The following is an 11,564-nucleotide window of genomic DNA, read 5'->3' on the forward strand; positions in this document are numbered from 1 at the left end:
TCCGCCGACTCTTCGCGTCACCCACACGCTCGACCATAAAGCCTGCCCCATGAACAAACTGATCACCAGAGTCCTCATCGTCGCCCTGGTCCTTACCTTGTGCGTTCTCTCGATCCTCCCCGTCGAGAAGAAACTCAAGACAGGCAAGGACCTCGCCGGCGGCGTCACGCTGACCTACGGCATCCAGATCGGCCCGGGCGAAGACCGCCAGGCCGTCCTCGATCGCACCATCGAGACCCTCAAACGCCGCATCGATCCCCAGGGTCTCATGGAAGTCTCGATCGTCGCCGCCGGCGACAACCGCATCGAGATCACCATGCCCCTCCCCAACGAGCGGGTGAAGGGACTCAAGAAGGCCTACGACGAGAAACTCACCACCCTCGGCCTGAGCGCCATCGACGCCGGACGACTCAATCGCGCCCTCGCCCTCGACAAGCCCGCGCGCGACGCCGAACTCGCCTCCATGTCCAAGGACGACGTTGCCATGGCCGGCCGCCTCCAGAAGGCCGCTGATACCTACGACAAGGTCCAGCGCCTCCGCGCCGAACTCGCCCCCCTCACCGACCCCGCTCAGATCGACACCAAGGCCCTCGAAATCGCCGCCGCCGAGATCGAACTCGACGCCGCGCGCAACGAGGTCCTCAAGAGCGTCATCAGCCCGCGTGAGGTTCGCCGAGCCCTCGCCCTCTCCAACAAGGAGAGCCAACTCCAGGCGCCCGATGGCACCTTCGTCCGCATCCCCAGCCCGCGCGAGGCCGCCATCACGCGCCTCAAGGCTGACCACCCAGGGGCCACCACTTCTCTCGAGACCATCATCGCCGCCCACGAGGCCTTCGCCGCCGAACGAACCACGCTCGACGATCCCTACGAACTCGTCCGCCTACTCAAAGGCTCAGGCGTGCTCAGTTTCCGCATCTCCATCAAGCCCGATACGCTGACCGAAGAGTCCCGCCTCCGCCAGGAACTCCGCGAGCGCGGCCCGCGAAACGTCCGCTCCACCAACGCCGTCTGGCTCAAGATCAACGAACTCAAGGGCTGGTACAACGACTACCCCCAGTTCCAGGCCATCCAGGCCGACCCCGTCGGGTTCTTCAAGTCGCGCGGCTACGTCGTCGAGCCCTACGACGGCGAGTACTGGATGCTCGTCTCCGACGCCTCCGCCGACAAGATCTCCACCGCCGATGGCTCCTGGCAGGTCGCCGCAGCCGGCGAAGGACGCGACGAGCGAGGCCTCCCCAACATCACCTTCCAGATGGACGCCATCGGCGCCCAGAAACTCGGAGCCCTCACCAGCAAGCACGTCGGCGACCAGATGGCCGTCGTCCTCGACGACCAGATCTACACCGCACCCAACATCAACTCCGCCATCTCCACCAGCGGGCAGATCCAGGGAAGTTTCACCTCAGAAGAGATCCAGTACGTCGTCCGCGTCCTCTCCGCCGGTTCCCTCACGAGCAAACTCACCGAGGATCCACTGAGCATCGAGTCCGTCGGCCCCGAACTCGGCGCCGACAACCTCCGCCAGGGCTTCCGCGCCGGACTCATAGCCCTCCTCATCGTCGGCGGATTCATGATCTGCTACTACTTCCTCTCCGGCATCGTCGCCGTCATCGCCCTCGTCTGCACCTCCATCATCATCCTGGGCATCATGGCCCTCAACCACGCCGCCTTCACCATGGTCGGCATCGCCGGCGTCATCCTCACCTTCGGCATGGCCGTCGACGCCAACGTCCTCATCTACGAGCGCATCCGTGAAGAGCGAATGGCCGGAAATGACCTCAAGACCTCGGTCCGACTCGGGTTCAGCAAGGCCCTCTCCTCCATCGTCGACGGCAACATCACCACCCTCATCGTCTGCATCGTCCTCGCCGCCAAGAGCCTCTCCACCCAGGAGGTCCGGGGCTTCGGCATTACCATGGGCGTCGGCGTCCTCGCCACACTCTTCAGCGGCCTCTTCGTGACCCGCGTCGTCTTCGACGTCCTCACCAACGTCCTCAACATCCGCAAACTCCCGATGCTGCCCACGATTGTTCCCGCCCTCCAGCGGGTCCTCACTCCCAACATCGACTGGATGAAGTTCCGCTTCTTCTTCTACACGCTTTCCACCATCCTCGTCGGCACGGGCGTCGTCATGGCCATCACGCGCGGCTACGACATGCTGGACACCCAGTTCCGCGGCGGCACCGCCGTCACGCTCGATCTCAAGGGCGGGCAAGACGGCCAGCCCATGACCATGACCCGCGCCGAGGTCGAAGGCCGCGTCCACGTCCTTGGCGAGGGGAAGTCCAAGGACGACTCTCTCGCCCCGCTCTCCACCGCGAGCATCGCGCCGATCAACCCCGCCGCCGACGGCGTCACCTCCAACCGCTTCAAGATCACCACCTACGCCACCGACCAGAACGCCGTCATCGATTCCGTCGTCAACGCCTTCTCCGACGTTCTCGACATCAAGCCCGCCCTCGAGTTTGTCGGCTCCGACATCAAGGACGCCGCCCGGGCCCCGGTCTTCGTCGTCCAGCGCCCCGGCGACCTCGGCTCGCTCATCAATCGCCCGGGCCTCTCCACCGACCTCTCGCCATACGTCGGCGGCGTCGCGATCGTCATGAGCGATCTCTCGCCCAGCCGGCCGTACGCCTCGCTCCGCGACCGCTTCGAGGCCGCGCGCCGCGTCGGCGACTATTCCGACACCCTCTCGCGCCAGCGCGAACTCGTCATCATCGACGGCGATACGGCGAGCGTGAAATCCGCGGTGCTCCTCGTCAAGGATCCCTCCGCCAGCCCCTTCGACGACGCCCAGCGCTTCGAGACCGAGGTCGTCGAGCGCGAGTGGACCTTCGTCCGCGAGACGCTGACGACCCAGCGCACGCCCGCGAGCGTCCAGAGCGTCGGGCCGGCCGTCGCCAGCGACTTCAAGGCCAAGGCCACCGCGTCGATCTTCGTGAGTTTCATCGGCATCACCATCTACATCTGGATCCGGTTCAAGAGTTTCCGGTACTCCCTCGCCGCCCTCGTCGCGCTCCTGCACGACGTGCTCAGCGTGCTGGGCCTGATCGCCCTCGCCGAGTTCCTCGTGACCAATCCGTCCACGAGCGCCTTCGCGACGAAACTCGGGTTGATGGAGTTCAAACTCGATCTGAACATGGTCGCGGCGATGCTCACCGTTGCCGGGTACTCGCTCAACGACACCGTGATCGTCATGGACCGCATCCGCGAGAACCGCGGCAAGTTGCCCTTCGCGACCAAGTCCATGATCAACCATGCCATCAACCAGACGGTCAGCCGAACGATCATCACCTCGGGCACGACGATTCTCGCTGCAGCACTCCTGTATCTCTTCGGCGGCGAGGGCGTCCGGGCGTTCAGTTTCGCGCTCTTCTGCGGGATCTTCGTGGGGACCTACTCATCGGTCGCTGTCGCCTCGCCGCTGGTCTGGTCGTCGCGGCAGGACCTCGAGTATCAGCGTGGCCTGGATCGGGGAGAGACGGCGTCACCGACGGCCTGATCCCGTGCGTTGAGTTCGCGGCTATGGTCTTCCCATGCCCGCCTCGGGACGAGTTGCGATTCTGCTCCTGACGCTCATCGGCGTGTGGACGCTGGTGTTCTGGTTGTGGGAGCCCAGCCGCCCGAGGGTGACGGCGGCGAGCGGTGAGGCGCCCGTCATCTCGAACGTGAGTGGCGAACTGGTCGCGCGCAACGGCGAGTCGATCGCGCCCGAGCCCTTGGATCTGTCGCGGCCGCAGGCGGTGGTCCCGCCCTCGATGCGTCGGCACGTGATCCAGAAGGGGGAGACGCTCGCGACGATCTCGAGGGGGTATTTTGGGAGCGAGTCGTACGCCGAGGCGATCGCGCGGGCGAACCCGACGCTCAGCCCGCCCGATCTCAAGGCCGGTCGCGAGATCCTCGTGCCGATCGAGCCGTCGAACATCCGCGGGCGCGTGCTCGACACACAGACGACGCGCGAGGCTTTGGCCAAGGACGAGTCGCCGGCTCCGATTCCGGAGTATGTCGTGCAATCGGGGGACAGCCTGTCCACGATCGCGAAGAAGGTGTACGGCAGTTCGCAGCACGCCGAGTTCATCTTTGAGCAGAATCGGGACCGTCTCCGCAACCGGAACATGGTGCGTGCCGGTATGACCTTGAGGGTGCCCGCTCTGAGGCCGTAGGTGTGCACGTCTGTGCACGTTGGAGGTCACGATCATGTCCACGAACGACGCCCTCCCGATCCCCGACGCGGCGAAGGAGGACCCGAAATCACTCGAGTTGATCCGGATCTGGATCGCCAAAGGCGATCAGGAGGTGATCCTCCGGCCCGATGTGTGGGAGGCCGGCGCACTGGGGGATCATGCTCTGCGATCTCATGCGGCACCTCGCGAACGCGTACGAGGAGAGCCATGGGTACAACCCGGTGAAGACGTTCGCGCGGATCAAGGAGATGCTGGATCTGGAGTTCGCCTCGCCGACGGATGAGCCGATGGGGGGGCTGGTGGACGAGGACGAGTGATCGCGTGTGGAGGGGCGCGGCAGGGCGGTGGTGAGGGATGGGTTGAGGTTGTGGGAGAGAGATGGAGAGTAGAAGAACGTAGAGGCGGACGGGTCGCTGCTCCATAAGAAGTGGGTAGAAATGAAGGCACCGCTCTAGAGATCGGTGCCACCCAAGACCATGCCACCAACGAACCGCATGAAGAGAGGCGGGCTACCAAACTAGTACGCGAGGCACTGCGTGACGGCCTCGGCGACTTTGTCGGCGTTGGGGATGTAGTCGAGTTCGAGTTTGTAATACGGCATGATGACGTCGAAGCCGGTGACGCGCTGGACGGGGGCGCGGAGGTGGAGGAAGCAGTTCTCCTGCAGGCGTGTCGCGATCTCGGCGCCCAGGCCACAGGTCTTGGCGGCCTCGTGGACAACGACGCAGCGGCCGGTCTTCTTGACGCTCTCGATAATGGTGTCGGTGTCGAGGGGGGAGATCGTGCGGAGGTCGATGAGTTCGACGCTGACGTCCTCGGGCATGGCGTCCATGGCCTTCAAGCACTGGAAGACCATCGCGCCCCAGGTGACGATGGTGATGTCGGTCCCCTCGCTGATGACCTTGGCCTGGCCGATGGGGATCTCGTACTGCTCCTCGGGCACCTGCTCGCGGAAGGAGCGGTAGACGTGCTTGGGCTCGAAGAAGACGACGGGGTCGGGGTCTCGGATGGCCGCGGTGAGCATGCCCTTGGCGTCGGTCGGTGTGGAGGGGCAGAGGACCTTGAGCCCCGGGCTGTGGGCGTAGATCGCTTCGGGGGAGTCGGAGTGGAGTTCGGGCGCGTGGATGCCGCCGCCCCAAGGGACGCGGACGACCATGGGGATGGTGATGGCGCCTCGGGTTCGCGTGCGGAAGCGGGCGGCGTGGTTGACGAGTTGGTCGTAGGCGGGCCCAAGGAAGCCCTCGAACTGGATCTCGCAGACGGGGCGCATGCCGTTCATCGCGAGGCCGATGCTGGTGCCCATGATGCCGGACTCGGCGAGGGGCGTGTCGATGACGCGCTGGGGGCCGAAGAGTTTCTGGAGGCCTTCGGTGACGCGGAAGACGCCGCCATTGAGCCCGACGTCCTCGCCGAGGACGACGACGCGGTCGTCACGCTCCATCTCTTGGGCGAGGGCCTCGTTGATGGCGTCGACGAGGGTGAGGCCATCGGTGGATTGCTTTTCGGTGCGGGTGTGCTTGGGCATGGTGGGGTCCTGGAGTTGGGAGCGTGTGAAGAAAGAGGAGGTTTGGTAGACACAGGCGGGACGCCTGTGCCATGAGAGGGAGTAGGTCAGTGCTGGTGGACGGGGTGGTTGAGTTGCTCGGCGCCGATCCCCTGGCCGAGGCTGTGGGTGCGGAGGGTTCGCTTCTGGAGTTCGAGTTCTGCGGGGAGCGCGGCGTACATGCAGTCGAACATCTCGTCGGTGGTGGGCTTCTCGATGCCCTCGGCCTGCTTCACGACGTCGGCGACCATGGCCTTGGCGTGCTCCTCGAGTTCGGCCTGCTTGGCGTCGGTCCAGAGTTTCTGGGCCACGAGGTACTTGCGGAGGCGGATGATCGGGTCCTTGGCGACCCAGGCGTCGACTTCCTTCTGGTCGCGGTAGCGGCGGGCGTCGTCGGCGGTGGTGTGGTCGGCGAGGCGATAGGTCACGGCCTCGATGAAGGAGGGGCCGCCGCCGGAGCGGGCGCGGTCGAAGGCGTCCTTGCTGGCCTTGTGGACGGCGAGAAGGTCGTTGCCATCCACCTGGATCGTGGGCATACCGTAGGCGATGGCTTTTTGCGCGACGGTCTCGCTGTTCATCTGCTGCTCGCGTGGGACCGAGATCGCCCACTGGTTGTTCTGGCAGAAGAAGATGCAGGGGACCTGGAAGGCGCTGGCGAAGTTCATCGCCTCGTGGAAGTCGCCCTCGCTGGTGGCGCCGTCGCCGAAGTAGGTGATGGCGCACTTGGGCTCGTTGCGCATCTTGAAGGCCCAGGCGATGCCGGTAGCGTGGAGCATCTGGGTGCCGATGGGGATGCAGAGGGGCGTGATGTTGACGCCCTCGGGGATCTGGTTGCCGCGTTCGTCGCCCATCCAGTGCAGCAGGATGTAGTGCATGGGCATGCCATGCATGAACAGCGCGGCATTCTCGCGATAGCAGGGGACGAGCCAGTCGTCACCGCGTTGGGCGGCGAAGGCGGAGCCGATGGCGCAGGCTTCCTGGCCCTTGTTCTGGGGGTAGGTGCCCATGCGGCCGGAGCGTTGGAGTTTGAACGCGATCTCGTCGAGGGCGCGGCAACGGATCATGAACTGGTAGAGTTCGAGGATCTCGTCGTTATTGAGCAGGCCGTGGTGGCCGAGGCCTTTGCCCTGGCCGATCTCGTCGACAAGGGCGGCGTCGAGCGTGCCGTGCTCGTCCATGATCTGGAGATAGTCGATGGCCGCGGAATAGACGGTCTTTCTGGGCATGGTGATACCTCTCGCTTTGGGGCCGGGATTGTAGGGAGTGGGGGCGGGATGGGCCGAGCGTGCCAGAGGCACTCTGCGTGATGGAGTGGCAAGCAGCCCGACCGTGAGGGAGGGCTTTCAACAGTCAGCATCGGCGCATTGAGCCCTCCCTGACGGTCGGGCTACATGTTTCGACACGTCATGTGCCGGCGATCGACTCAGGGCTTGGAGAGCAATCGGCGCACGCGTTCGGGGCTTTCGGCGTGGCCTGTGCGCATGCTGAGGAGCGCGGCCTGCGTGATGGGGAGGACATTGGCGAGATCGGGGGATTCGGAGGGGCGTGAGGTGTCGAGCATTCGCGCGAGGGATTCGGCGAGGAGTGTGGTGGAGGTGCTCGGGTGATTGTCGGCGTCGGCAGGTGAAGGTGGCGCGTCGTCTCCGGGTCTGATGTGGAGTGATCGTGGTGTGAGGTGCACTTCGGAGGTGGTGGTGAGGATGGTGGCGTGCCAGTCGTGGGTTTGGGCCATGTTGCTGGCGTGGATGGTGGCCGTTGCGCCGTGGGGAGTTCGTGCGAGGAGTGTGGCGTCGCCGTGGAGGGTGAGGAGGGAGTCGCCGCTGGCGAGGTGGAGGGGGGCGCGTGCGGAGTTGGAGGACGTGGTGGAGTGTGTCGTCGGCGATGGCGGCGTGTGGAAGGCGATGGTTTCTTCGGGCTCGCCGAGGATGGCGCGGAGGAGGTCGAGGGCGGCGAAGAGGAGGGCACCGGCGGGGGCGTGCGTGGGTGGGGCGTGGATGGTGAGGCTGAGGCTGCGGATGTGGCCGAGATGCTCGTCGGCGAGGGCGTCGAGGAGGGCGCGGGCTGTGGAGGTGGCGTGCGGCATGCCGAGGACACGCGGCGGACTCGGCGGGATCGGCTGCATGAGCGTGCCGGGGATGGGGAAGGTGCTGACGCAGAGGCAGTCGCGGGCGGAGATGAGATCGAAGGCGGGGCGTGTGGCGGGTGTGTGGAGGGAGTCGGTAGAGAGGAGGAGGACGAGTCCAGAGGGAGTGGCGGGTGAAGAGGACGGCGTGGATGATGGCTCGAGTGCAGAGGTGAACTCGGCGAGGCCGGCGCGGAGGTCGTCGAAGCGTTTGGTGGAGTGGAAGAGGTCGGCGATGGGCGTGGCGGCGCGCGGGGCCGGGGGCGTGCCGAGGTGCGTCACGCGCAGGGCGATGTTGAGCGCGGCGTGATCGCGGGCGAGGATGGTGTTGGTGTGCTCGACGAGCGCGGCGGCGAGGGTCGCCTGACTCGGGTCGAGCCAGAGGGCGACGGGGATCTCGCGGGGAGTCGGCACGTGGGAAGCGTAGTGGGGAGGTGGGGCGATGAACCTATGATCGGTCGGCCCGCGTGGTGAGGCGGCCGCGGCGGAAGGAAACTTCCGACGAGGAACGTCCGAGCACGGCAGGACACGGTGGTGGGTAACGCCCACCCGCCTTGGGCCTTGCCGGTCATCGAGAGGTGGCCGTCGAGCGACGGGGCGAGGGACAGTGCCACAGAGAAGAGACCGCCGATGGCCCGCGATTCGTCGCGGGATCAGGCAAGGGTGAAACGGTGGAGTAAGAGCCCACCGCTCTCGCGGCGACGCGAGGGGCACGGCAAACCCCACCGCGTGCAAGGCCAAGCAGTTTCCTCCGGGGTGCACTCGAGAGAGCCACCTTTGGGCGCTCGTCCGGCGTGATCGCAAGATCGGGGAACGGGTCGGCTGCTCCTGATCCCGTCGGCAACGCCGGGGCGAGAGAAATGGCCGCCACCGGTCGTGTGAAAGCGATCGGGACAGAACTCGGCGTACGGCCACGCGTCGTCTATCGCGGGCCCCGGTGAACAAAGCCGGGGCCCGCGGCCGTTTTGGATGAAGATTCTTCTCTTTCCGGCCGGATTCGGTTGGCACTTTCCGAATCCTGGTGCACATTCCTCTCGGTGAGACTGCCTGATCCCACAACCCGCCCCCGCCTGTGCCTTGTCCTTGTCATGGGCCTCGCCGCCGTCGCGCCGGCATGGGCCGTTCCCCCCGCCCCCCCCACGCCCTTCACCGACCCCAACTCCGGCATCGAGTTCGTCCGCATCGACCACGCGAGCAACCCGGCCTACGACGGGTTCGATCCCTTTGGCAATCGCGTGCGGGGCCGTGGCTCGGTCTCGTACGAGTACTCGATCGGGAAGTACGAGGTCACGAGCGGGCAGTGGGCCGAGTTCTTCGACGCGGCCCTGAACCGTGCCGACGGCCCCATTCCCTGGGTAACGGCCCCCTTCACGACGGGTGGCACGGCCAACCCCATGCTCCCCACCGGCGGGATCACCTGGCGCACGGCGGCGGTCTACTGCAACTGGCTGACCAACAACAAGAGCCTCGACCGCTCGGCCTTCATGAACGGGGCCTACGACGTGAGCACCTTCGGCTACGTCGGGCAGACCTTCACCGATCAGTTCACGCACAACGAGGGCGCGACCTACTGGATCCCCACGTGGGACGAGTGGCTCAAGGCCGCTCATTACGATCCGTGGCGGGACAACGGCGATGGGACGACGGGCGGGTGGTGGCAGTACTCGACCTCGAGCGATGTCGCGCCGATCTACGGCCCGCCGCCGGGGTTCGTGAATGGCAGCCCGCTCAATCAGGCCAACGCCGGGTTCCTCGCGGCCAATCTCTCTGATCAGTTCCGCATCCCCCTCGGCGCCTACGACGTCACCAGCCCGTGGGGCCTCTACGACACGGCGGGGGCGACCATCGAATGGACAGAATAGGTTGGTGGTCTCTCATCATCAACCGGTCTTCTTGTACGTCTCAACGATGGTTCTTCATGGGGAAATCTTGGAAATCTCGCCGCGGACGTGATCTGGTCTGCCGCTGGTTCCGTGCCAAGCGAAGTGGGTTTCCATCACGGTTTTCGTATTGCCAGTTCAATCCCAAGTCCCTCAACGATTCTTGTGCTCGGAGCATCAGGAATCTTCATGACGCGTCGAGGGAGACGGTTCACACAACGGAGTGGATAATCATGAGAACTCGTTCTAGATGTCTGATCGCAGGTGTCGGCATGCTGATCCCGGCGGCACTGGCAACCGCACAGCCCATCGCGGTGCGGATCGGCGATCTCGTCCCGGGTGGATGCGGAAGCGACGTCGTCATCGACCCGAACAATCCGGGGCTTTCCAACTTCGCGTCGGGCGGGTGGCGTGGGACGGGCGCTTCGCCCGCCCCACGATGGGGCACCCGGCTCTGACGCAGGGCTCCCGCGCTCGTTTGCAGACCTGCGGCGCTCTGGCGCAGGCCTTCCGCGCTCCATGGCAGGGCTGCGGGACTCTCGCGCAGGTCTACAGCGCTCTCGCGCAGATCTCCCTCGCTACTTTGCAGGACTGCGGCGCTCTGGTGCAGATCTCCCGCGCTCCGTTGCAGGACTGCGCCGCTCTCGCGCGGGCCTGCGGAGGTGTCGGGCGAGCCTCCTTTGGGGTCCGGGACGCGTGAAGAACGGCCTTTCTGGCGTTCCATCGCGTGTTTTGGGCTTTGGATGGGTATGGGTGTGGGAGGGCTCTGATTCGGACGTAGGTGCCGCGAAATGCTCACCCACCTCCTCTCCCCCCCCCCCGAGTCGGCCCACCCCATGGCTGATCTCTCCGCCCGAGGCGATGGCTCAAGGCAGCCATCTCTCGGGGCGCCCATCCCAACTTGCAGAGTTTCATGTATGTGGTAGGGTGATGGGGCCGGGCTGACGCTCGGCCACGAGGAGAACAGAGATGCAGACGACACGGCACGCGCGGCTGGTGGTGGTTGCTGGTGGGCTGGCGATGGCGGGTGTGGGGTTGAGTGCGGAGGGGGCGCTGACGCTGCTGCCGCTGGGGCCGCAGTTGGGGACGCACGCGGGGAACCTGGTGACGGGTGGGAGTTTCGAGGCGGGGCCGCCGAGTGCTGTGGTGCTGTGGGCGACGGGGACGACGGGGACGCCGTTCGCGGTGCCGCCGGGATGGACGTCGTCGGGCGGGCCCTCGAACTACGCGCGGTGGGGGCACGACTCGACGTCGCCCTTGAACATCGCGAACTCGGCGGTGATCCCCGACGGGGTGAAGGCGCTGTACTTTGGGAACGCGCAGGGCGGGATGGTGAACATGCTGCCGACGTTCACGCCGGGTGGCGAGGTGACGTTCGCGGGAACGCCGACGGTGGGGACGTCGTTTGGGCCGCCCGTGGTGCTCTCGCAGACGATCAACACGCACCTCTCGCCGGCGCCGAGTTATCTGTTGAGTTTCTGGGTCTCGGGCGAGAACGCGATCGGCGGCGGGGCGTACGACGGGATCTTCGGGCTTCGGGTAACGAACACGCAGGCGGGGGACCCGATGCGGTACTTTGCGGCGCCGGCGGGTGGAGGTTTGAGTCTGTATGGGGACCAGTTGCGCCTGGAGTTCAACTTCACACCTTTGAATCCGTCGCTGCCTGTGACGGTCGAGTTTTACAACTGGGGGCACTTCTCGCTGCCGTGGGGCGGGACGACGGAACTGGTGCTGGATGATGTGATCGTGAACGCGATCCCCGCGCCGGCGTCGGCGGTGCTTGTGGGGGCGGGGGGCGGAGTGCTGGCTTTTGGTCGGCGGCGTCAGAAGTAGAG

The 11,564-nt window shown here is 65.8% G+C and carries 10 protein-coding genes and 1 other RNA gene; 8 read left to right on the forward strand and 3 right to left on the reverse strand.

The window, feature by feature from the left end; translation table 11 throughout:
• Window positions 1–49: 49 nt before the first annotated feature.
• The 3 genes from secD to IPK69_13190 are packed head-to-tail and all read left to right on the forward strand — an operon-like array spanning window position 50 to window position 4,467.
• Complete coding sequence (gene secD / locus IPK69_13180) at window positions 50–3,502, forward strand: protein translocase subunit SecD (GenBank protein QQS08911.1); 3,453 nt, start codon at window positions 50–52, stop codon at window positions 3,500–3,502.
• Window positions 3,503–3,536: 34 nt separating this feature from the next.
• Complete coding sequence (locus IPK69_13185; GenBank protein QQS08912.1) at window positions 3,537–4,163, forward strand: LysM peptidoglycan-binding domain-containing protein; 627 nt, start codon at window positions 3,537–3,539, stop codon at window positions 4,161–4,163.
• Window positions 4,164–4,197: 34 nt separating this feature from the next.
• Window positions 4,198–4,467, forward strand: a complete 270-nt coding sequence (locus IPK69_13190) for a DUF5076 domain-containing protein (protein ID QQS08913.1) — start codon at window positions 4,198–4,200, stop codon at window positions 4,465–4,467.
• Window positions 4,468–4,701: 234 nt separating this feature from the next.
• Here IPK69_13190 and IPK69_13195 read toward each other — a convergent pair whose 3' ends face one another.
• The 3 genes from IPK69_13195 to IPK69_13205 form a co-directional block, all read right to left on the reverse strand.
• The gene (locus IPK69_13195; protein ID QQS08914.1) at window positions 4,702–5,709 is read right to left on the reverse strand and encodes an alpha-ketoacid dehydrogenase subunit beta; all 1,008 of its coding nucleotides are present in this window, start codon (window positions 5,707–5,709) and stop codon (window positions 4,702–4,704) included.
• 86 nt (window positions 5,710–5,795) lie between these two features.
• Entirely contained in the window at window positions 5,796–6,953 is a 1,158-nt protein-coding gene (pdhA, locus tag IPK69_13200; protein QQS08915.1) for a pyruvate dehydrogenase (acetyl-transferring) E1 component subunit alpha, read from the reverse strand.
• Between the two features lie 197 nt (window positions 6,954–7,150).
• Window positions 7,151–8,263 carry a hypothetical protein gene (locus IPK69_13205; GenBank protein QQS08916.1) on the reverse strand — a complete coding sequence of 371 codons (1,113 nt, stop codon included), beginning with the start codon at window positions 8,261–8,263 and terminating at the stop codon, window positions 7,151–7,153.
• Between the two features lie 48 nt (window positions 8,264–8,311).
• Between IPK69_13205 and rnpB the strand changes: the two genes are divergently transcribed.
• The 5 genes from rnpB to IPK69_13230 all read left to right on the forward strand — a co-directional run bounded on the left by rnpB (window position 8,312) and on the right by IPK69_13230 (window position 11,562).
• Window positions 8,312–8,773, forward strand: an RNA gene (gene rnpB, locus IPK69_13210) — RNase P RNA component class A.
• A 164-nt stretch (window positions 8,774–8,937) separates the two neighbouring features.
• Window positions 8,938–9,711 carry an SUMF1/EgtB/PvdO family nonheme iron enzyme gene (locus IPK69_13215; protein ID QQS08917.1) on the forward strand — a complete coding sequence of 258 codons (774 nt, stop codon included), beginning with the start codon at window positions 8,938–8,940 and terminating at the stop codon, window positions 9,709–9,711.
• A gap of 251 nt (window positions 9,712–9,962) precedes the next feature.
• Window positions 9,963–10,187 (forward strand): hypothetical protein, encoded by a 225-nt coding sequence (locus IPK69_13220; GenBank protein QQS08918.1) that lies wholly within the window; start codon window positions 9,963–9,965, stop codon window positions 10,185–10,187.
• Window positions 10,169–10,429, forward strand: a complete 261-nt coding sequence (locus tag IPK69_13225; protein QQS08919.1) for a hypothetical protein — start codon at window positions 10,169–10,171, stop codon at window positions 10,427–10,429. Before IPK69_13220 ends, IPK69_13225 begins: the two co-directional genes overlap by 19 nt.
• A 269-nt stretch (window positions 10,430–10,698) precedes the next feature.
• A complete protein-coding gene (locus IPK69_13230) occupies window positions 10,699–11,562 on the forward strand; it encodes a hypothetical protein (GenBank protein QQS08920.1) in 864 nt (287 codons plus the stop codon).
• Window positions 11,563–11,564: the final 2 nt, after the last annotated feature.

The organism is Phycisphaerales bacterium (assembly GCA_016699835.1).
GTDB lineage: Bacteria > Planctomycetota > Phycisphaerae > Phycisphaerales > UBA1924.